This window comes from Rhodanobacteraceae bacterium, from assembly GCA_024234055.1.
Lineage (GTDB): Bacteria > Pseudomonadota > Gammaproteobacteria > Xanthomonadales > SZUA-5 > JADKFD01.
This window is the reverse complement of record JACKOW010000003.1, coordinates 96,458-119,600: the sequence shown is the minus strand read 5'-3', so window position 1 is coordinate 119,600 and position 23,143 is coordinate 96,458. Positions and strand designations below refer to the sequence as shown.

The following is a 23,143-nucleotide window of genomic DNA, read 5'->3' as shown; positions in this document are numbered from 1 at the left end:
GCAAGGCGAGGGCACGAGGGCAAGAGGGCACGCAAAGGCAGGTTCGACGCGAGCTCCTGATTTTCGTGCCCTCGCGCCCTCTTGCCCTCGTGCCCTCAATTCAGTGGCTTATCGCATGTCTGAAGACGCACGCCCTTGACCACTGACGCCCAAGCTCGAGACCATCTGCGGCGGGCTGATCCGCGACTGGCCGTGTGGATGGAACGCATTGGCGACCTTGGCTTGCCTTGCCGCACGCGCTTCACGGTGGTCGATGCGCTGGCGCGCTCGATCATCTTTCAGCAACTGAATGGCAAGGCCGCGGAAACCATCTTCGGCCGCATGCAGCAATTGCTGGGCGTACGCCAGGTCACGGCACGAGCGTTGTCAGCCGTGTCGGTGGAGGAACTGCGCACTGCTGGCGTTTCGAATGCCAAGGCTCGGGCGCTGAAGGATCTGGCCGAGCACGCCAGGGCGCGCCGATTGCCATCACCGGACGCCTTGCATGAGATGAGCGATGAGGATGCGGTTGCGCGCCTGACGGTGGTTCGCGGCGTGGGACCGTGGACGGTGCAGATGCTGTTGATGTTCAGGCTGGGTCGCTGCGACATCCTGCCATTGAGCGACTATGGCGTGCGTGCCGGGGCCCAACTGGTGCATGAACTGCCAGCCTTGCCCTCGACAGCTGAGCTATCGCAGCTCGGTGCTGCCTGGAGTCCGTACCGCAGCCTCGCAAGCCTGTATCTTTGGCGGGCTTTGGATAGCGCCAGGGACGGCACATCATGACTGCAGACGAATTGTTTCGCTGGTTGACGCTGGAAAATCTCAGCCTGACGGGCATGCAGGCCGCATTGCACGGCAACGAAGCCCGCACCACCGAGTGCAATGCCCACGTGGAGTTTCAGCTCACACCTTCTGCGGTTGAAGGCACGGTACCACCCCAGTTTGCCCTGCAAACCCGCCTGACCTGCGTCGGTACGCCGGTGAGAGGCGTGCCCGGCACCAAGCTCTTCGATCTGGAGATACGCGCCGTCGCCCTGTACCGGCAGATCGGCGGAGAAGGCTTGAACGCCACCGACTTCGCAACTCATCACACAGTGCTGGCGCGACAGTTGTTCCCGGTACTCTCCATTCGCGCCCAGACCCTGCTGCAGGATCTGGGGCTGCACAATATCCGCCTGCCGATGGACCTGCCGCAGCAGCTCAACCAGAACCCACCCACCGCCGGCCCGGTGGTGCTGAACTGACGCAGTCGGTGGGAGTCCTGGTCGCCCCGGTCGGTGCGGTTGTTCGCGCATCAGAAAGGGGCAGGGGGCAGGGGGCAGGGGACCCACGTTGCGGCACGATCAGATCATGCGTCGAGGTTGGACCCCTGCCCCTTGCCCCCTGTCTTTCGAGCAGCGAACTCAAAGGGTAGCTTGTTCTTGGAAGGACCAGCCTCAGCCCCGATAACACCAATGCCAGGGCTCATGGATGAAACCCCAGCGATTACCGCGGGGGTAGGACAACTCGAATCCGAATCTTCCCGCGTTCCGCTGCAGCCATCCATAGGCGAGCGTCGATTCGAAGGCCTCGGTCAGCGGTGGAGCGCCGGGTACGGCGAGGTCCACGGCGCAACCGCTGTGATGTTCGCTGAAACCTGGCGGCGCATTGACCTTGAGGATCTGCTCCCAGCTCTGGCCACTGGCGTGCTTGCGCAGCAGGATCCGCAGCTGGTCCCTGGCGCTGCGGAAACTGGAGATCAACTCCAGCTCCACGCCATCCAGCGCTGCAGCATGGTGCAGGCGTCGCAAGGCGCGCAGGGCGGCCGGTTGCAGCCAGTGGGTGCGGCCAAAGCGATCGCGGCCGGCGTTTTCCAGCAGGGCGGCTTCGCCATGCGCAGGCAGATGTCGTGCGTCCGCGGTACTCAGCCACAGTTCGGCATGGGGTAGTCGCTCTACCGCGCACGGTTGTTCCGCTGTCTGAAGCTGCCGGGCCTTGTCGATGCTCGATAGCTGGCGCAAATCCAGTTCCGCCAGGCGCTGGCGTATGCGCGCAAAACTGCTGCCGCGCAATTTGACCGGCAGGCTGGTCAGCCGCAATCTGCCCGAGCGCAATCCATGCAGAAATGCCCGATCCAGGGCCAGGGACGGCGCTCGCCGATGATGTGCGACTGTTCGGGCGTGCATGGGCGCTTCAGTGTTCTACGGGTGTCAGTTGCACCGGTTTCGCGGGCCGATAACGAAAGCGCAGCAGCGGCACCGGTGCCTTTTCGCTACCTACATAGACATGCTGGCAGCCCTGATCCAGCGCCATGGCCTCAGCCTGTGGCAGAAGGCTGATGCTGGATCGCGCGGGTTCCTGATCGGCGATGGCTTCGGCCCAGCCTTGATGCTCCGAGCGGCTATAGCGGTAGATCGCATCGTAGGTCAGCACCAGAAAATTCAGGCCGGTGCAGTCCAGCTCCATGGCCGTGGTCTGCGAGCGAAAGCGGCTCAGGCTGCCATCGCGCTCGATCTCGCTTGCTGTCGGTTGCGGAATGCGATCCAGAGTGGCCACTCGCTCAGCCACCAGCGGCTCGGCGCCATCAAAGCCGCTCAGCGGCAGCTGGAACAGGATGGGCGGCACCGTGCGCTTGGACAGCAGATAGATCAGTCCTGCATGCGCATCGACGGTCATGGCTTCGACATCGTGTGGCGCATCCGGATAGGTGAAACGCAGCTCGCGCGCGGTGCTGGTCTGACTGGCCTTGCCGTTGGGATCGGGTTCCGGCAGCAGCCAGAGGGACACCTGCTTGCGGTCTCCGGAGTTGTCGCCGGTGTCCGCCACCAGCAGCCAGTCCTCACCTTTCCAGGCGAAGCTGGCCAGATCCTCCCAATCAACATTTTCAGCGCCGGTCACCAGAAGCTCGCGCAGAACCCGGCCGCGACCATCGATCAACACCAGGCGATTGCCGTTGCCGCCATCATTGATGCCCCAGAAACGGTCAGGCGCCAGCCGCGATACCGCCAGGCCACTGAGCTCCCCGAGTGCAGGGTCAGTCACGATGCCGGCAATTCCCAGTCGACTGACCGGAGCTTGCGGCTCCGCATGCAGCGGCGCGGACAGCGCCAGACCGAGGGCCGCAAGCGCAAGCCGGCGCATCAGGGTTGGACCTGCGCGACGCGATCGATCTGCAAACGACCCAGCAGCGCCACACCGGCGAAATAGCGTACCGGATCGCCGTCGCCGACGGCCAGGGCGATATGTCCGGAATCAAAGCCGTTCAGGGCGGCGTCGAAGCCCTGCCAGCGGCCATCCAGATACACCTCGGTCCAGGCGTGGGGCACGAAGACATCGTCGCGATCACCAAAACTCGGTACATAGGCCAGACCGGTGGCGACCCGCGCCGGAATGTCCAGAGCTCTGGCGATGGCGGTCAGCAGCAGCGCATGTTCGGTGCAGTCGCCCTGCCGGGTCGTCGCCACTTCCAGCGCCGAGGCATAGCCCACCGACAGGGTCTTGCCAAAGATGTATTGGCGGACGAAAGCTTCAGCATGGGTCATCCGCGCCTGATCGTCCGCGGCATCACCTGCCGCGCGCTTCGCCAGGTCCTTGATGACCGGGCTGTCCGACTGCACCCACGCCGAAGGCTCCTTGTACAGTGCCAGAACCTCGCTCTCTGGCCACCTGGCTTTCGGGTCGATCCGGATCGAAAAGCGTCCGGGCCCGAGTTCACGGACCTGCTGCTGGCCGGTCGACGTGGGCGCGATGTCGGTGCCCTGGATGCTGACCTCGAATGTCAGCGCGCCTTGTCGTTCCTTCGCGCTCAGTGCGCGCGGCGCATCGATCACCAGTTTGTCGAGGAAATCGATGGGCTGATTCGGGGCGCGGGCGCAGGCTTCATCACAGGCCAGCAACTCGACCTTCATGCCGGCCAGATCCATGCGGATGCGCTGGGCGTTGAACTGATCGTCGACAAAGGCGGAGACCTGCATCGGGCCGTCCGGATAGCGCACCAGCTGCTCGACCTCGGTCAGCTCGGCCTCGTCCTTCATCAGCTCGATCCGGCGCCTGGGCTTGAAGCTGGTTTCCAGGGGCACCACCATCAGCTGGCTGGGAATGAAGGCATCCAGCGCGATCAGCGTCTTTTCGCCGCGCAGGCCCGCCAGCAGCGCCTTGCGCTGGCCTTCGAAGAACAGTGCCTGGGCCGGAACCCGGATGGTCTGGGTGCGGGTATCCCCGGCGCCATCCATGCGGACTTCGAAGGCTTCCGGGCCCACCCGGGTACCGACATAACGCAGCTCCTGGCCAGCGGTTCGGATATCGGCGCGGAAACTGAGGGCTTCGCCGCTGGCCGATTCCAGCGTTTCCTCGAGCGAGCGCATCGACACCGATACCCCTTCGCGCTGAATCTCCAGCTCCAGGATCTCGGCGCTGCGCACGGCGCCGTCGGTCTGTACTTCGCGCTCGGTCAGCGACAGGCCCACCTTGCGCCCGTCAAAGAGCACGGCACGCCAGGTGCGTTCGGTGGGATCTGGATTGGCCGCACCGGCGAGGGTAGCGGCGCACAGGCCGATGGCGAACAGCAGTGCGGCAAGACGCATCAGGTTTCGGCTAGGGTCCAAGGGCCGGCTATTGTGCCAAATGCATGGACACTTGATCAGGGCAGGGTGCCGTCAGTCACATTCCTTGTTCAGGCACGACACCGGCATAGAATGTGCCGGTCCATTGAGGAGTCGACACCGTGATCGGAACCGCCTACACCGACAACGCCATCCGCCTGCTGCTGCTTGGATCGGGCGAGTTGGGCAAGGAGGTGGCCATCGAGGCGCAGCGGCTCGGGATCGAGGTGATCGCCGCCGACCGCTACGCGCACGCGCCGGCGATGCAGGTGGCCCATCGCTCCCACGTACTGCCCATGCTCGATCCGGATGCGCTGCGCGCCCTGATCGAGCAGGAGCGTCCGACCCTGGTGGTGCCGGAGATCGAGGCCATCCACACGCCCACCCTGGAGGCGATGGAAGCCGAAGGCCTGCGCGTGATTCCGACGGCGCGGGCGGCGCGACTGACCATGGATCGCGAGGGCATCCGCCGGCTGGCGGCCGAAGAACTGGGGCTACCGACCTCGCCTTATCAGTTCTGCAATACCCGCGAGGAATACCAGGCGGCGATCGCCAGGCTGGGCATGCCTTGCGTGATCAAGCCGCTGATGAGTTCCAGCGGCAAGGGCCAGAGCGTGGTGCGCAGCGAAGCCGACATCGGCCCCGCATGGGACTATGCCCAGAGTGGTGGCCGCGCCGGCGCCGGCCGGGTCATCGTCGAAGGATTCGTGCCCTTCGATTTCGAAATCACGCTGCTGACGGTCCGGCACCGCGCCGGTACCAGCTTCTGCGAGCCCATCGGCCACTTTCAGGAAGACGGCGACTATCGCGAGTCCTGGCAGCCGCAGCCGATGTCGCCGGTGGCGCTGAAGCGTGCTCAGGAAATCGCACGGGCAATCACCGACAATCTCGGCGGCTGGGGCGTGTTCGGGGTCGAGCTGTTCGTCCGCGGCGAGGAGGTCATGTTCAGCGAAGTCTCGCCGCGACCGCACGACACCGGCCTGGTCACGCTGGCCTCGCAGGATCTGTCGCAGTTTGCGCTGCATGTGCGCGCCATCCTCGGCCTGCCGATACCGGTGATCCGCCAGCGGGGCCCCGCCGCCTCGGTGGCAGTGCTGGCCGAAGGCGAGGGCAAGGGCCCACGCTTCCACGGGGTGGAACAGGCACTGTCCGAGCCCGACACCGAAATCCGCCTGTTCGGCAAGCCCGATGTCCATGGCCGCCGCCGCGTCGGCGTCACCCTGGCCCGCGGCGAAACCCTGTTCGCCGCCCGCGAAAAGGCCCGCCGCGCCGCGGCGGCCTTGCGGATAGAGTTGTAGAAGAGCAGTTATCGGGGTGGGTACACCGGTACGAGCGCCCTTGCGGCGCGACCGTCGCGTTCGGAACGCATCGCCCAGTCTCACTCGCCCAAATGCGGACAAGGATCTCAACGCGGAGAACGCAGAGTAGCGAGGAGAATGCAGAGAGAGGCTTGATTCGGCTTTGCAAGCCACCCTCCCGTCCCGAAACTGCCTACGAGCTATGAACTCCCGGCGTCATTGCGAGCGCAGCGAAGCAATCCAGAGCTTTTGAAAGCGCAGGGCTGGATTGCTTTGCTGCGCTCTTCATGAACCGAAATCCGGTGGTTCTTGCCGCCACTGTGGAGGGCGCCGCGCTGCGGCGCCGCTTTTCGTAGCCCGAAGTGCGCGCAGCGCTCTCCGGGCCGTGACGCGCACAGCCCCGGTGAGCCGCTACGCGGCACATCGGGCAAGGTTCCGGCCTCTCCTTGTTCACGGCTCGGGATGCAGTGTCTGGCCGATTCAGGTGGCCCGCGATGAGGTTGCAGCATGCACACCACCATTGAAATCCCGGGCATCGATCCCCAATTCCCGTTCACCTCTTTGTTCGAGTTCCGAGTCCATGACCACCGAAACCCGTGCCTTTCAGGCCGAAGTCCAGCAGGTTCTGAACCTCGTCATCCATTCCCTGTATTCCAACAAGGAAATTTTTCTGCGCGAGTTGGTGTCGAATGCCTCCGACGCCCTCGACAAGTTGCGTTTCGAGGCCCTGAGCAAGCCCGAGCTGCTCGCCGGAGACCCGGAACTGGCCATCGAGATCGAATTCGACGAAACCGCCCGCACGCTCACGATCCGCGACAACGGCATTGGCATGAGCCATGACGAGGTGGTCGAGAACATCGGCACCATCGCCCGTTCCGGCACCCGCCGATTCCTGGATGCGCTGAGCGGCGACGCCCGCAAGGACGCGCAGCTGATCGGCCAGTTCGGCGTCGGCTTCTATTCCGCCTACATCGTGTCCGACAAGGTTGAACTGCGCACCCGTCGCGCCGGCTTGGAGGTCAGCGAGGGCGTGTTCTGGAGTTCCGATGGCAAGGGCGAGTACGCCATCGAGACCGTCGAGTATCCGCGTCGCGGCACCGAAATCGTCATGCATCTGAAGGAAGACGAGAGCGAGTTCCTGTCCTCGTGGCGCCTGCGTTCGCTGATCCACAAGTATTCCGAGCACATCGCCTTCCCGATCCGCATGCGCGGCGAAGTGCCGCCGGCACCGGAAGCGGAGGAGGGCGCCGAGGCGCCGCAACCGGCCGCCGCCGAGATGGAAACGGTCAACCAGGCCGCCGCGCTGTGGGCTCGACCCAAGGCAGATCTCAGCGACGAGGACTACCAGGGCTTCTTCAAGCATCTGGCGCATTCCGATGGCGAGGCGCTGTGCTGGAGCCACAACAAGGTTGAGGGCAACCAGAGCTACACCAGTCTGCTGTACATCCCCAGCAAGGCACCGTTCGATCTGTTTGGCGGTGGTCGCGACGAGCGCCACGGCCTGAAGCTGTACATCAAGCGCGTCTTCATCATGGATGCGGCCGAACAGTTGCTGCCGGCCTATCTGCGCTTCGTCCGCGGCGTGATCGACTCCGACGATCTGCCGCTGAACGTCTCGCGCGAACTGCTGCAGGACAACCGCCTGACCCAGCAGATCCGCTCGGCCGTGATCAAGCGCACCCTCGATCAGCTCGACAAGCTGGCGCAGGATCAACCCGAGAAGTTCGCCGATTTCTGGCGCGAGTTTGGCCAGGTGTTCAAGGAAGGCCTGACCGAAGACTTCGCCCACCGCGAGCGTATCGCCAAGCTGCTGCGTTTTGCCTCCACCCAGAGCGAAGGTGCTGCGCAGACGGTGTCGTTGCCCGACTATCTCGGTCGCATGCGACCCAACCAGACCGCCATCTACTACATCACTGCCGAAAGCCATTTGGCTGCGCGCCATTCGCCGCATCTGGAAGCCTTCCGCGCCAAGGGCGTGGAAGTGCTGCTGGCCTCCGATCGCATCGACGAATGGGCGTTGTCCTATCTGCATGAGTTCGATGGCAAGCCCTTCGTGTCGGTGGCCAAGGGTGACATCGATCTCAGCAATATCGACAACGTCGAGGGCGTGAGCCCACCGCCGACCGCCGAACTGCCCGAAGGTCTGGCGGATCGGCTCAAGTCCGTGCTCGGCGAGCGTGTCAAGGGCGTGCGCGGCAGTTCGCGACTGCGCGATTCGGCTGCGGTGCTCGTGGTCGATCAGCACGAGCTCAGCCTGCATACCCAGCGCCTGTTGAAGCAGGCCGGACAAGCCGCCGGCGGCGGCGGCGCGCCGACGCTGGAACTCAACCCCGCGCATGCGATCACTGCCAAGCTGGCTGCCGAAACCGACGAAGCCCGCTTCGCTGACTGGGCCACACTGGTCTACGAACAGGCCGTCCTCAGCGAAGGCGGCCAGCTTGAAGATCCCAGTGGTTTCGTGCGTCGACTGAATGGACTGCTGTTTGCCGCCTGAGACAGGACGGGCGTTTTCCGAGAGACAGCCGAGTCCAGCATGGCCGACAATGGGTGCGCGTAGCCCGGTGTGCCGCGCAGCGGCTCACCGGGGCTCTTCCGCCTCACTGCTTGGGAGCCATCCACCTGGCGGCGAGCTCGAAGCGGCTTCGACGAGGGCCGCGCGCCTGCGCGGCTGCTCTAGCCCGCATTTCTCACACCTGTTGCGGAAGATCGCGCAGGGCTTTGCGACTAGCGCAAGGCGCGACGACGAGACATGGTGATGCCATGGCGAGGAGGAGCAACGCCGCGATAGTCGCAAAGAACCAGCGAGGGCCGCAAAGCGGGCAGATGCAGCCGTACACTCTGCGTGCTGTGTGGCCACCGATTCGCCTTGCGCCACAACGGGATCACGGCATCTGCACGCGCAGGTGTGAGAAATTCGGGCTAGATCTATGGAAGCCGAGGGCACCGCGCAGCGGCCCCCCGGCGCTCCAGCGGCTGGGAGCCGTGCTCTGGTAGGTCCAGACTTGTCTGGACGCTCTTTGCGAATTCGTGACCAAGCGCGCAGACGAGTCCGGAATTGCAATACCTGGCCCCATGAGCAAGGAAGCCGGCCTGGACCCAGCTCCAGATCCAACGAAAACGGCTTGCCCTGGCGCCATATCCGCGGATCCCCGAGAATAGGTACCCATGTCACAGCCTTCAGATTCGTCCACCGCCTCTGTCAGAGCCGACCAATGGCTCTGGGCCGCGCGTTTCTTCAAGACCCGTTCGCTGGCCAAGCAGGCCATCGAAGGCGGCAAGATCGAAGTCAACAGTGCCCGCTGCAAGCCGGCCAAGACTTTGCACATCGGCGATACCCTCAGCATCTCCCGCGGCATCGAACGCTTCGAAGTCGTCGTCGCCGCCCTGTCCGCCATCCGCGGGCCCGCCACCAAGGCCGTCGGCCTGTACCAGGAAACCGAAGAAAGCATCGCCCGCCGCGAACGCGAGCGCGAAGCCCAGCGCCTCTCCCGCATGGGCTTCCAGCCCCCACCCGGACGACCCAGCAAACGCGACCGCCGCGACATGGCCAGCTTCGAGCGAAATCAGGGCCTGGACAAGATCGATATCTGACGGCCAGGCCGCTACCGATGCAGGTCCAGACTTGTCTGGACGCTTTTCATCTACGGCTTGAGGACCGCGCGTCCATGCCTTGAGCAAGTCGGAGGCAGCGTCGCCGCTGTCGGCCCAGACTTGTCTGGACGCCCTGAACCCACCCATCAATCCCGCGCCCGTAGGAGCGCCCTTGCGGCGCAACCGCGTCACCCAGCCCGGCGACGGCAAGGATCAACGCTGGCCCGCAAAGCGCAGGGAAGATTTGATCCGATCGCCCTCGCACTACTCCGTGTCCAGTGCGTGCCGCCGTTGGCAGCAGCTCACGGCAACTTCCGATTCTCGCCGTGCATCAGCGATCCTCGGTCGCGACGCAAGGTCGCTCCTACCAACGGCTCGCTCTGCGAACTCACTGCCACGCACTATCCAAACACGCTTCGCACACATCGCACGCGATTTCCTCGCCCGTCCACGCGCCGTACGGCATCATTCACCCCGCAACCATCGCCATCCGGAACCCCGGTGCCCAAACTCCTGCTCAACCTGCGCCTCGCCACCGACGACGAAGCCGCCGAAACCCGCGAATTGCTCGATCAGCACAACGTCGACTGGTACGAAACCCAACCCGGCTTCTGGGGCATCTCCGCCGGCGGCATCTGGCTACGCGACCTCGAACGTGCCGCCGAAGTCAAAGCGCTGCTCAAGCAATACCAGAGCGAACGCCTCACCCGAGTCCGCGCCGAACGCGCCCAGGAAATCCGCGAGGGCAGGGCACCCACGTTTCTCAGCGAACTCAAAGCCAATCCAGGACGCATGCTGATGCAACTGCTGGCCGTGGCACTGCTGATCGGGCTGACGGTGGGGTTGCCGTTCCTGCTGCTGAAACCCTAGGGACATTCGTCATTCCCGCGAAAGCGGGAATCCAGTGTATTCACAGGTTTGACGTGACCGGATTCCCACTCGCGCCGAGTGTCATTGGGTCACCTGATTCGTACCAATCCTCATCAGAGCTCCGTTCCCCGCCGGGAAAGAGGCTCGGGCCAATGAGTTGGGCCCGCCAGAGGCGTGATCAAGCGCTCGATGGGCCTCCAAACCTGAGGCTGATGAGGATTGGTACGAATCAGGTTGGGTCAAGCTACGCACCAGACCCAAGTTTCGTTTGCCGTCACCGCACGCCCCGAGATCACTCGGCGCAAGTTGCCGTGTATAGGCCATGGCTGCCGGCGGCGCTCGCATCTTCAAAGCCATTCGAGAAGAGCGGTAAAGTCACCGGGCCGAGGATGTTTGCACTGAAGTTGATCGTTCCGGACGTCAGCGGCCCGGCGGCGTCTGGACAGTGCTGTTGAAACGTTGCCGAAAATGAGAGCGGCACCGGGTCCAGTCCGTCCATCACCGCATCGCTGACATTGAACGAGCCGGCCAGCGTGTTGCAGCCACTTCCGTTATAGGAGAACGCCAAACCCGGCGCGTTGGAAGCCTGAAACGGGTAACGGGTTGCGTTGGGATAGCTTCCAGGAACCAGAACGACATCGCCTGCAGCGGCGAAGTCCAAACCGAAGAACCCGGTCGATATGCCACCAGGTAGCGGACCAGAATAGGAGAACGACGTGCCATTATCCCCGTTGATGGAAGGCCTGAGCACCTGACGTAGCAGCTGGATGCTCGCCATGCCACTTGGCGCGCTCGATCCAACCGCGCCTGGCTGGGCAGTGAAGGCCAACGTACCTGTGGAATCAACCACCGGGCGCAGAAATGTTGGCGAGATCGGGATGGCAGAATTGAATCGTAACTGTCCTCGTACTGCACCGCCGTAACTTTCACATTGCTGCGAAAAATCCAAGGCAAGCGATGTCACGTTATTGCTGCCATTACGTTGGATATCCAACACTTTGAAACGACTGTAGGAGGCGTTGCATCCGCTGCCTCCAAATCCAAAGGCGAACGCTGGTCGCCCCTGAGTGCTAGATCGCTTGGCACGTTCATAACACCCAGCGACTAGTGGCAGCCCTGCTGGTGGCTGCAAGGTGATGGACCAAAAGGGATTCGCGCTGTTGGGAGAACCGATCGACAATCCAGACCCGGAGTTGTTCACAACCATCGTGCCGGTGTTGTAGCTCTGACTGCTGGCATTCGGAGTTGCGCCGGCGTCGCGATCTATCGCCAACTCATCCTGGGCACTTGCGAAGGCTGGTGCCAGAAGTGCGAGCAAGAAAGTCATCCTGGACATCAAGTACCTCGTCTCATTGGGGGTTTGATTGCCGTCGCTCGTCTTCCGGCAACGGCTCACGTCAAACTCAAGTTCTTCGGCTGCGGCATTCAGCCATGGACGATCCTTCAAGCCAAGGGTGGCCCGTGAACCGAAGCAAGTTCTTGAACGTATGTAACTGCAACGATCTGTTGCGATGCTATCGCGGACGGGAGAACTTTGCCAACAGAGCAAGGGCGGGCGCCTGATGCAGATTCTCCTCAGTGCGTTTCGTCAAGAATGAGGACGCTACCTTCGAACATGGAGCCTCTGCGGCGAGGGTGACTCTCTTCAGCAACTTTCTGAGGAAGCTTTCGCTGCCTGAGTGTTGCTGCCCACGGAATCCAACTCTCTGGAGGATCCGCTCGTCAGCGTGACTGCAGCCCTGAGCGACGTATCCCAGGTGAGCCGCGCGCAAGATTGGTCGAGATTGAAGATAAGGAGCCTGAGTCGCAGCTCAGTTGCAATCTAGTACCTTTCACAAGTTACAATCATTGTCTGTCTTACGTGAGATCCATGCTCGCTCTGTCTCCTCCTTGAGTCAGCGGCACGCTTGAAGTCAAAACGTAGCTGGGGATGCTTGACCAAATCGTCGGGGGGACCGGTGGATCAATTTGCAAAGAGTCAGTGGGCCGCATGGTCGCTGGGAGGGGTTGGCGTCCTCGGTCGGGTGCTGCGCTCATCCGGGATAGTTCGTGCGCTGTTCACCGTGGTCTGCGTCGGTTCGATGGTTTCTCAGGCTTCGGCACTTGAAGTCGGCGGTCAGCTGAGCGCAAACGCAACCTGGTCCTTGGCTGACTCACCGATTCGAGTCGTTTCGAACCTTCAAATCATCAACGGTGCGCGATTGGTGATCGAAGCCGGAGTCGTCGTGAACTTCGACGGGGGGAAGCAGTTGGTCATCGACAGCGGTTCGATCTCGGCGATCGGCAGCGAGGGCGCGCCCATCGTGTTTGGTTCAGGACAAGCAGTACCTCAGCCTGGCGATTGGGGACCGATCTTTCTTGACGATGGCACATCAGACTCGGGCACTGTATTCGACGGTGTGGTCATTCGACACGGTCATGGACTCAAGTTGGCGAGCGCATCGCCGACCATCAGCCGTGTCAGATTCGAGCAGAACGCCGGACCGGCGATCGAACTGGACTTGGACTCTTCACCCACTGGCATTGGCCTGACAGCCGCGAACAATGGATTGAACGGGATTCTCGTTCCGCCCGGAACGATCACAGGTGTCGTACGCTGGGGCTTGGTCGGTATCCCGTATGTTGTTGCTCAGGGAATCGTTGCGGTTGGGCTTCCGCCGCTGGCGCTCTCGCCCACTACATTGACCCTTCGAGCGCACGAGACTGGTGAGTTGACCCTGGAATTGGCTCGCCCGGCACCGATCGGGGGCCTGCAAATCAACGTGGCGAGCAGTGTGCCGTCGGTCATTTCAGCGCCGTCGACGGTCACGGTGCCGCAAGGCGCCCGAACCCTTTCATTTCCACTGCAAGCAGGAACAGCCGGGCAAGCCAACGTCACGGTCAGTCACCCGGATTTGGGCGCCGCGGTTGCCGCAATCACGGTGTTGCCAAAGATCTCGATCTCGTTTGCGCCAGCCGTCCTGACGGTCGGAATTGGCCAAATGCTCAGCATGGGCGTGAGTCTGAGCGAGCCGGCAACGACTCCGGGGATAAGTGTGGACCTGAGTAGTGCCGATCCACTCGTTGCGACAGTGCCTGCCAGCGTTTTCGTACCCGGTGGCTCTGCCAGCGCAACATTCAATGTCAACGGTATTGCCGCTGGAGACACAACGCTCAGCGGGTCTGCGCCAGGCCTGATGTCTGGTAGCGCGACTCTGCGAGTCCGAGACCGATTTCTGGCTTTCGGACCCTTCGGTGTGTTGGCGCCGGGGGTTGGCGGGGACCTGACGATCACCTCGTCAGTGCCAGCGCCGCCAGGAGGCATCACGATTGCAGTGGCGAATTCGGACCCGACAATCGTTGCGGCACCCGCCAGCGCACTGATCGCAAGCGGAGCGACTTCGACAACACTGTATGTGACGGGCCTGGCTTCCGGAACCGCTACTTTGACGGCTTCCGCGTCCGGATATACAAGCAGTCAGATTACCATTGCGGTCGAGCAGATCGCGTTGAGTTTTGATCCTCAGTATTCGACTGGGCTGCCGGCAGGGACAGTCGGCCGATTCTCGGTGCGATCCAGCAAGCCGGCACCCGAAGGTGGGCTGTCAGTAAATCTGGACAGCGCAGATTCCGCGATCGCGAGCGTCACTCCGTCTGCGATAACCATTCCCGAAGGTCAAACTGTCGCCGGAGTACGCGCTGAGGTCCTCGCGGTCGCAATTGGCTCGACAACAATTGGAGCGACCGCCGTTGGAGCTTTTCCCGCCAGCCTTGATGTAGGTGTCGTTCCAGCAGCAACACTCAGCTTTCAGGGATCGGACGTAGTAGGCAAGGGAATGCAGACAGACGTAGAGATTCAGCGGTATGGGGAAGACCCCCCTGACGACGTTACCGTTACTTTGACAAGCTCTGATCCCAGCAGGCTCCAGGTGCCGCCAACGGTCACGATGCCGGCGCACACGGTCTCAGCCAGCTTCACAATGACCGGCTTGGAAACGTCGAACTCACCGGTGACGGTAGAAATGACAGCACCCGGGTATGTCGTTGACGTCCCGATGACCGTAAATGTGGTTGAGCCGGTAATCCAGATTCGCGATCTTGATGGCAGCCGGACGGTGGGCGGGATACGGGACGAATTCGCCCTGGACGTCGACGTGCCCGGTGGTTGGGATCAAGTGGCGATCGCGGACCGAAGTTTGTCTGTAGCCGTGGTTGATGAGGATCCGATGGGCGTCGTGGATGGCATCTACGGCGCCATTGCTGGTAGCAATCAGATTTCAGCGGTGATTTTGCCTGCGGGAGCCTATCTGACCACAAACTCGGCTTATGTCGGTACGCCAACAGTAGAAGGTTCTTATCGGATCTCGGCGCAGGCGGACGGGATGGTTGGTGAAATATCGGAACAGCAGGACGCGGGCGACGACAGTTCGTACCTATATTTCAATCCGAGTACAAATCTGCAGCTCAGCAAGGGGCTGCAGAATACGGACTATGAAATCGCGAGGGGATTTGCGACGCCCGACGCGCTTGCGGTAACACTTACGCCGAACATTCCAGGCCCGGTTGGGATTCCGGGAACTGTTGAGATTTCAGCCAACGAAGATTCGTCGACTATCCCTCTGGTCGGTCTTGACCTGACAGGGTCACCCGTGAACATCAGCGCGGACGCGCCCGGGTACCAATCATCTTCGCCTCTGTCAATCACGGTTTCCCCCGCGTCTCTGGGATTCCAGGGGCTGAGGTCTTACCAAGCCGTGGGAGACCCGCGCAATTCTTTTGAACTTCAGTGGAGTTCCGGGACTTCGCCTGTGGATCGGCCAGTGTTGATTACTCTTGTCAATCAGAATCCTGCGGGTGTAGTAGAAGGACTTTACTCGAACGATTCAGGTTCGGATCCGATCGGAATCTTGACGTTGAAAACCGGCACCAATCAAGCCAGCACAGCGGATGCAGATCCTGCAACAATTTATGTTGGGGCGCCTGCTCTGACGGGAAGCTACCAAGTTCAGGTAGACGTGCCTGGAATGGGAACTTGGTTGTCCCCCATTGTGCAGGTTCAGCCGAGCAATCAATATCTCTTGTTTAATGAATTCTCTGCGCCGATTGGAAAGGGATTGACGTCGAGCTACGTCAGGCTCGAAAGAAGAGGGTTTAGCTTGGAGGACTCGTTGATAGTGGAGTTGACGAGTTCCGACCCGGACAAGGTCACCGTTCCCGCCCAGTTAACCTTTCCGCCGGGGGCGCGTTACGTGCAGGTGCCGATTACAGGTGTTGATCTGTCGCCGACTTTGGTGGGGATTTCTGCGAAGCCCTTGGGGATGACCGAACCAATTGGCGGCTTGGGCGTATATGTCGTCCAACCTGCGATCAAGTTCGTCGAATTGCGAGGTGTCCGGGGAGTGGCAGGTGAACGGGATGCGTTTTACGTGCGCTGGGATGTGCCTGGCGTATATCCTGGATACCAAGACCAGCCGATCTCGCAGGTGTCGACGATGATCGACTTTGAGCTGGTGGACAGCACGCCTGGCAATATCGTCGACGGCATTTACGAAGCCAGTGCCGGAAATTCTCTCAGGCACCAATTGGAGATTCCCGCGGGGACCGGTATTAGCCTTACAGCTTCTGGTGACATTGACTATCTCTATATTGGCAGTCCTGGCGCAACGGGAACCTACCGAGTGCGCGCCAGCGTCCCCGGGGTGGGGACTTGGGATTCGCCGGTCCAGACGGTCCAGCTGGCCACGCTCGAATTCACAAGATCCGAACACTACGTGGGGGCCGGGTTGATTTCGTCTTCCCTTCTGCTTCGACGGTTGGTGTCAGGATATATCCCGGAGGCACCGAACGAACTCTTGACGGTCAATCTCAACTGCATTGCCGCCAGCGTCTGTAGCGTTCCAGCGAGCCTTGTGCTGGGCCCTGGCATATACAGTGTTGGGGTTCCGGTAACCGGGGGCTCGCTCGGCGCGACCAGACTGGTCGCCTCGAGCGGCGGTATCTTTGCAGCGGCGCCATCCGATGTGGATATTCGCACAGTAATGCCTCACGTCGCGATCTCCGAGCCACCCGAGAGGATAGAGATTGGGACCAGTATTGCTCTCACTGCTCAGATTATGGTGGTGGAGTCGGATGATCCCGATCAATCCCCAGTCAGTCCTTTCCAGGTAGACCTGAGTAGCGCCTTGCCCGGTGTCGCAAGTGTTCCGTCGTTCGTGGTGATTCCGATTGGCAGCAATATCAGTGCCGATTTTGACTTGCTCGGCATCAGTTCGGGGCAAACGCGAATTACGGCCTCGGGAATCGGGGCTCAGCCAACGACAAGCCCGCGTATCTGGGTTTCCGTTTGGGCTTCATCAGCTACCGGTGGCGGCGGCAATTCGGTGCCACGGCCATGAAGCGAACCTTGCTTGCTTTACTATTGGCACTAACCACTACTACGCAGACGGCGCTGCCTGCAGAATTGACTTTAGCCGACGGCGTCGAAGTGAAATTTGGGACGGATGCTGGTCTGGTTGTGCGAGATCGAATCGTTCTCGAAGGCGATACCGTATTCACCAGCGTCGGCGACGCGGAACTCAGTGGAGTGACCATAACTGGTGCGCCGCCCGCGACTCCCGGTGACTGGCGTGGTATCTCGATTGAGGTCGGGGCTGCAGTGGCCGATGTACAGCTTGATGGCGCCCGGATCCGGTACGCCGGCTCAAGCGGCGAAGCGGCTCTGCGCTTCGGTCGCTTACCCTATGTATTCAACGCAATCACCATTTCCGACAGCCTGGTTGGTGCACGCGCCGAGAGCGGAAGTGGTGCGCGACTCTCTGACCTGCGCCTGATCAACAACGGTGTTGGGCTGGAGGCGCAAGACCACTCCAATCTGCAGATCTCGAACTCGGTGATCACGGGAAACCTGCAGTACGGGGCAGAGAACCAGTCGCCCTCCAGCATTGTGAATGCTCGCGGCAACTGGTGGGGCGACGCCAGCGGTCCGCAGGATCCGATTGGCAATCCACAGGGCTTGGGTGACGCGGTCTCGGAGGGTGTCGACTACGGTCAGTTTCTCATCGAGCCAACGTTAGCTGGTTGCCGAATATTCCCGGCGGATGGCCGATATGAAGTTGTGTTGCGGGCGCTCACGGTACGGCTCAGCTGCTCAAGTGCCACTGAGTATCGCCTTTCGGAATCAACCGACTTCGGGAGCATACCGTTTTTGCCGATGGCAGCTACGGCCAGTTTCTTCCTCTCCGAATCAGCTGGCGCAAAGACGATTCATGCCGAATATCGAGACGCCCAGGGCCACACTCGTACAGTGAGCACGCCACGTCCGATCGTCCTGACGCCGAGTATTCCCGTGGTGAGCTTTCTGGCGCCGGCATCGGGCGCAGTATTGACCACCAATACGCTGATTCGCGTTGCGGCGAGTGATGCCGCGGGTATCTCCGAGGTGGCCTTCAGTGCCAACGGCGTACCGCTCGGTACTGTCAACTCCGCGCCCTACGAATGGCTTTGGGACATCTCTTCCACATCCGACGGCGTCTACGAAATCATGGTTGTGGTGACCAACGGCGAAGGACGTATCGGTCAGGCGACACGTAACGTCTTGCTTGAGCGTGTGCTTGCTCGACCGGACGCCTATGAGTTTGACGAAGGCGAAGTGCTGTTCGTTGACGCTCCGGGATTGCTCGCCAACGACAACGTTGTCTCGCCTGTCGGTGTACAGATCCAGGTAAGAGCCCAGCCCGCTTGGGGCACACTGCTGGTAGCCAACGATGGCAGCTTCAGGTTTGAGCCTGATTCGCCAGATCGGTTTGGGGTCACGACATTCCGGTATCGCCTGGTTTCGAATGGATTGACCTCACCGGAAGTGCCGGTCACCTTGACCGTGCGGTCCGTCAATGATCTGCCGGTGGCACGCCCAGACAGCTACATGACGGATGAGAATGTGCAGATCGAAATCGCTGCGCCAGGAGTTCTGGTCAACGATTCCGACATTGAGAGCGCATCGCTACAAGCGGAACTCGTCAATCAACCGGCGCACGGGTCGGTTCAGCTATCCGCGAATGGTGCCTTCACTTATGTGCCGGAAGTCAACTTTCGTGGCGTCGATACCTTTGAATATCGTGCGGTTGATGCGGACGGCGGGGCAACACCAGCCACGGTGAGCATCACCGTCACGCAGCCGCCGACTGCAACCAACGACGTGTATCTGGTTGACGTTGATACGCTGCTTGCGGTCATTGACACTGATGAAGGCCTTTTGGCGAATGATCATGATGCGCCGGAAAATGACCCGTTGACAGCCGTGTTGTCACGCGTGCCGAATCACGGTGAATTTATTTTGCGGGAAGATGGTACCTTCAACTATTTGCCGGATACCGGTTTCGTCGGCCTCGATACCTTCAATTACCAGGTGACCGATGGCAAGTCCCTTTCGAATGTCGCGACGGTAACGCTTGCCGTTGGTATAACCAGTTTACCTCGGGCGTTCCCAGACGCCTACACGATGTATGAGGATCAGGAACTCGTGGTTTTGGCCGAAGATGGTGTTCTTGCCAATGATCAGGACGCTGACACGCCGAGGGAACAGTTGAGACCGACCGTGACCTATATTCCAGAATACGGTATTCAGCCGGGATCTCTGGTGATGGCGCCAGACGGCAGTTTTCGAGTTCGCCCTGTGCCAAACTACTACGGGGAAATCTTCTTTCTCTACCGAATATACGATGGCACAAGTGTCAGCAACGAAGCTCTCGTTCGTTTGACAGTTGAGCCAGTCAATGACGGTGTTGAGGCCGAAGATGATGCCTTTGGCGTCATCAGGAATACGGTATTCCAAACCGGATACAATGACTCTATTAAAGCAAATGACGACTATGATCCAGATTTTGAAGTAAATTTCGAGATTTTTGATCCCCCGCACTTCGGGACGGTCATCTTGAATTCGCAGACAGGGGCTCTCAGCTATACGCCACCACAGGATTTTTCCGGGATCGACACCTTTGTTTATCGGGTTTTTCAGGTAACCACTGGTATTTCGGATACGGCGACGGTCACGTTTCGCACCAACGGTCCACCGGTGGCCGGCCCGGATGCCTACACCATAGACGAAGACACCACGGTCGAAGTCTTCCCAAGCCTGTTAGCGAATGATAGCGATCCCGATGGGGACTCAATACGGCTGACAAGTACAGCATTCGGAGTTGCCGACGGTACGGTGGCGATTTTTGTAGATCGTGCGCAGAATCCAACGGTTACTACTGCACTGGCCCAATACAACTACTACGGGACACGCGAGATCAATTATGCAATTACTGACGGTCTCGCCATAGGTCGCGGGAAGATTACATTGTCCGTTCTGCCGATACCGGATGATCCAATTGCCGGCGCCGACAGTTATTTGACGCAACAAGATACATCGCTGCTTATCCCTGTTGCTGCACAGGGAGTGCTGGCCAATGACTATGATCCAGACATGCGGCCTGGGCCAAGCAGGCCGATATACCCCGGCGCTAGTGGCTTGGACTTGATTCCGATCGTTCCAGAGTTGGTCAGCGCGACCGCCCACGGAACGCTGCTGTTCTCACCGGACGGGACATTCAGCTATGCGCCGAATAGCGGATACTCCGGTACCGATTCATTTCAGTATCGAGTTCTGGACGGCACCGGGCGTTACAGTTCGCCTGCCACAGTGAGCATCCGCGTCAATACGCCCCCGGTCGCGGTAGATGATGTCTATGTATCGAACGAAGACGTGGTTCTGGTGGTGCTCCCGGGCGACGGCTTGCTTGCCAATGACGTGGACATCGACGGGGATGCACTTCACGTCGAGTTTGCCGGCACCCCAGGGGGTTGTGGGCCGTGTCATGGTCGGCTCGTTCTGCAGCGTGATGGTGGCTTCAGGTACACGCCAGATTCAAATTTCAACGGAACCGATGGCTTTAACTATCGGGTCATTGATGATGTGGCGGGTGTGGTGGTTGGACACGTCTCTCTGACAATCTTGCCAATCAATGACGCTCCAGTGACCGAGCCCGACACCTATCGTACCGATGAAGATGTTGTACTGATTGCCGACGAGCCGCTGGGTTTGTTGCGCAACGATGAAGAGGTCGACGGTGAGGCGCTGACCAATGCCTCTCTTCTGGCACCGGCTCAGCACGGTGCTGTGACGGTTTCGGCTGTTGGAGGCTTCAGCTATACGCCTGATCCCGATTTCAACGGGCGGGATACCTTTCGCTATCGGGTGTACGACGAATCCAATCTCTATACGGACGAGGATGTCGAAGTTCTGGTCACACCTGTCAACGACGCGCCTGTGGCCCTGGATGATGGTTACGTCGTGGACAGGGATCAGTCGCTTGCCGTTGGCGCTGCCAGCGGTGTGCTCGCGAACGATACGGATGTCGATGGGCCTTCGCTGTCAGCTGCATTGATCGGTCCCGCTGCGCACGGACAGGTGACGCTCGCGAGCGATGGGAGCTTCACGTACCAGCCCGATGGCGTCTTCGTGGGGATCGACCAGTTCCAGTATCAGGTAGATGATGGGCTGGGTGAGGTTGATGTGGGTGTGGTTACCATTACGGTTCGCGATGTCAATTCACCCGTCGAGATCACCGTTACTGATGATTTCTACTCTTTCTCAGGTCCGGACCTTTTTGAAACTGCCCCAGGTGTATTGTCCAACGACTCGGTCTCGGGCGCGCCCAGCTTGAGTGCGGCGCTGATCGTGGCGCCGCAAGTCGGCAGCGTTGTCTTGAATGCCGACGGCAGCTTCAATTATCTCGGTCAGCCGGGTTTCAGTGGCGTCGTCACATTCACGTATTCGGCCAATGCAGGCGGCAGCGCCGAGTTGGGATTGGTGACCTTGGACATCCAAAGTACCAGCAATGTGCCACCAGTGGCTGTCGGAGAGCAGTTTGGGGTCATGGAGGACACACTCCTGGATTCGCGTTCCTCGGGTGGTTTGCTTGGGAACGACAGCGACTTCGAGGGAGCGCCCTTGTCTCTTCAACTGGTGTCTCAACCACAGCATGGCACCTTGAATGCGCAAGCGGATGGACAGTTTACCTATCAGCCTGCGGCCAATTTTGCGGGAACTGATCAGTTCACTTATACGGTCAGCGATGGCCAGCTAAGTTCCAATGTCGCAACGGCCGCCATCACCGTATTCGCGCAGAATGATCCACCGACTGCCGTCAATGACGTCTATCAGACTGTCGTCGATCAAGTTCTGGTCATTGGATCGGCACAGGGTCTGCTCGCGAACGACAGTGATGTGGATGGCGATCCGCTGGTCGTTGAACTGGTTGATGCGCCAGTGTACGGGCAGGTGTTAGTGGCTGCCGATGGTGGTTTCAGTTATCAGCCGCAACCCGGCTTCATCGGTGCTGTGTCGTTCCGCTATGCTGCCAGCGATGGCGCCGCCCGAACCATTGCCAGCGTATCCGTCTCAGTCGTCGGACCGGGAAATCGAGCGCCGGTGGCCCAGGGCGAGAGCTTCGTCATCGACGAGGATCAGTTGCTCCAGAGTTCCAATGTAGGGGCGTTGACCAACAACGATTCGGACCCAGACGGGGATCAACTGTCAGTCGTGCTGGCAGATGCGCCTCTGCACGGTGTACTCACGCTCGACGGCGGCGACTTCAGTTATCGGCCAGCCCTGAACTACTTCGGTTCTGACGAGTTCACCTATCGAGTTACGGATGGAGCGCTCAGCTCCAATCTGGTGACGGCATCGATCGCAGTTGAGCCAGTCAACGATCCACCGCTCGCGGCTGCCGATACCTATCAGGTCCTGCAATCCCAAACCTTGACGGTGCCGGCTGCCAATGGCGTGCTGGCAAACGACACGGACGTAGAGGCCGAGCCGCTGACTGCGATGCTGGAGTCTGTGCCGGGACACGGAGCGGTGAACTTGGCGACAGATGGTGGATTCGTCTATCTGCCGAACGCCAGTTTCCATGGCCGAGATGAGTTCGCCTATCGCGTGAGTGACGGGATCGACAGCAGTGTTGGGCGCGCGGTGATAGACGTCACTCAGGGCCCCAACCAGCGTCCGTTGGCTATCGGCGAAGTCTTTGCGATTCCCGAAGACAGCGTGCTCGATACGCGGTCCCTGGATAGCTTGCTGGCCAACGATGTCGATCCCGACGGCCAGACCCTGACGCTGGTCATCCTGAGCCAGCCGCCTAGCGGTCAGCTGGAGGATCTGGGCGCTGGGCACGTTCGCTACACGCCGGCGCGCGATGTCACCGGCAGCATTCGATTTGACTACGCCGTCAGCGACGGCGAACTGGAATCCTTGCCGGTTCAGGTCGAGATCTTGCTGCTGCCCGTGAACGATGCGCCGCAGGCGCAGCCAGACCTCTACTCGCTGGCACCCGGCGTGTCGCCACTGGTGCTCGATTCAGCAGCCGGTGTGCTTGCGAACGACCACGACCCGGATGGCGACACGCTGCTGGTCACGCTGATCCAGCCGCCGAGTTCAGGCACTTTGAATCTGTCGCTGGATGGCGGACTGATCTACACGCCTGCTGAGCCCAGACCCCCGAGTGATGGATTCACCTACCGAGTCACAGACCCTGCCGGCCTGAGCGCCGACGCACCCGTTCAGATTCTGCTCAACGGCCAGCCTGTCGGAGATCAGCTGTTTCAATCCGGTTTCGAGTCAGTGCCATGAACCGAAGCCGCACTTCATCGGGAATCCACATCTTGCGATCCAACGACGCTCTCTCATCAGTCGCCTGCGCCGACGGCAGGCACACTCCAGAAGCGTCGTCCCCTGGCGATCGCGCGGGCACCAGGCTGCTTGCGCTGTTGGCCGTGCTGTTACTCGGATTTGCTTGCGCA

Annotated in this window: 12 protein-coding genes; 8 read left to right on the top strand and 4 right to left on the bottom strand. The window is 60.8% G+C overall.

What is annotated here, in order from left to right:
- Positions 1-198 precede the first annotated feature (198 nt).
- Both H7A19_07915 and H7A19_07910 read left to right on the top strand, forming a co-directional pair.
- Positions 199-765, top strand: a complete 567-nt coding sequence (locus tag H7A19_07915) for a DNA-3-methyladenine glycosylase 2 family protein (GenBank protein MCP5474756.1) — start codon at positions 199-201, stop codon at positions 763-765.
- The gene (locus tag H7A19_07910) at positions 762-1,226 is read left to right on the top strand and encodes a hypothetical protein (GenBank protein MCP5474755.1); all 465 of its coding nucleotides are present in this window, start codon (positions 762-764) and stop codon (positions 1,224-1,226) included. The genes H7A19_07915 and H7A19_07910 overlap by 4 nt, the downstream gene beginning before the upstream one ends.
- Before the next feature lie 192 nt (positions 1,227-1,418).
- On the opposite strand, the gene H7A19_07905 is transcribed toward H7A19_07910, so the two are convergent.
- Genes H7A19_07905 through H7A19_07895 form a run of 3 tightly spaced genes read right to left on the bottom strand, consistent with a single transcriptional unit; the run spans position 1,419 to position 4,544 of the window.
- Positions 1,419-2,147, bottom strand: a complete 729-nt coding sequence (locus H7A19_07905) for a D-alanyl-D-alanine carboxypeptidase family protein (protein MCP5474754.1) — start codon at positions 2,145-2,147, stop codon at positions 1,419-1,421.
- Positions 2,148-2,154: 7 nt separating this feature from the next.
- On the bottom strand, positions 2,155-3,102 hold the full coding sequence (locus tag H7A19_07900; protein ID MCP5474753.1) for a hypothetical protein: 948 nt from the start codon (positions 3,100-3,102) through the stop codon (positions 2,155-2,157).
- The gene (locus H7A19_07895) at positions 3,102-4,544 is read right to left on the bottom strand and encodes a transglutaminase domain-containing protein (GenBank protein MCP5474752.1); all 1,443 of its coding nucleotides are present in this window, start codon (positions 4,542-4,544) and stop codon (positions 3,102-3,104) included. Before H7A19_07895 ends, H7A19_07900 begins: the two co-directional genes overlap by 1 nt.
- Before the next feature lie 140 nt (positions 4,545-4,684).
- Here H7A19_07895 and purT point away from each other — a divergent pair, with 140 nt between their 5' ends.
- The 4 genes from purT to H7A19_07875 all read left to right on the top strand — a co-directional run bounded on the left by purT (position 4,685) and on the right by H7A19_07875 (position 10,321).
- Positions 4,685-5,860, top strand: a complete 1,176-nt coding sequence (purT, locus tag H7A19_07890) for a formate-dependent phosphoribosylglycinamide formyltransferase (protein MCP5474751.1) — start codon at positions 4,685-4,687, stop codon at positions 5,858-5,860.
- Between the two features lie 580 nt (positions 5,861-6,440).
- Positions 6,441-8,354, top strand: a complete 1,914-nt coding sequence (gene htpG / locus H7A19_07885) for a molecular chaperone HtpG (GenBank protein ID MCP5474750.1) — start codon at positions 6,441-6,443, stop codon at positions 8,352-8,354.
- A 671-nt stretch (positions 8,355-9,025) separates the two neighbouring features.
- Complete coding sequence (locus H7A19_07880) at positions 9,026-9,451, top strand: RNA-binding protein (GenBank protein MCP5474749.1); 426 nt, start codon at positions 9,026-9,028, stop codon at positions 9,449-9,451.
- Positions 9,452-9,952: 501 nt separating this feature from the next.
- Complete coding sequence (locus H7A19_07875) at positions 9,953-10,321, top strand: hypothetical protein (protein MCP5474748.1); 369 nt, start codon at positions 9,953-9,955, stop codon at positions 10,319-10,321.
- A gap of 292 nt (positions 10,322-10,613) precedes the next feature.
- On the opposite strand, the gene H7A19_07870 is transcribed toward H7A19_07875, so the two are convergent.
- Positions 10,614-11,768, bottom strand: coding sequence for a hypothetical protein (locus H7A19_07870; GenBank protein MCP5474747.1), 1,155 nt, complete (start codon positions 11,766-11,768; stop codon positions 10,614-10,616).
- Positions 11,769-12,279: 511 nt separating this feature from the next.
- Between H7A19_07870 and H7A19_07865 the strand changes: the two genes are divergently transcribed.
- Both H7A19_07865 and H7A19_07860 read left to right on the top strand, forming a co-directional pair.
- Complete coding sequence (locus tag H7A19_07865) at positions 12,280-16,695, top strand: hypothetical protein (protein MCP5474746.1); 4,416 nt, start codon at positions 12,280-12,282, stop codon at positions 16,693-16,695.
- Positions 16,692-22,973 carry a tandem-95 repeat protein gene (locus H7A19_07860; protein ID MCP5474745.1) on the top strand — a complete coding sequence of 2,094 codons (6,282 nt, stop codon included), beginning with the start codon at positions 16,692-16,694 and terminating at the stop codon, positions 22,971-22,973. Before H7A19_07865 ends, H7A19_07860 begins: the two co-directional genes overlap by 4 nt.
- Positions 22,974-23,143: the final 170 nt, after the last annotated feature.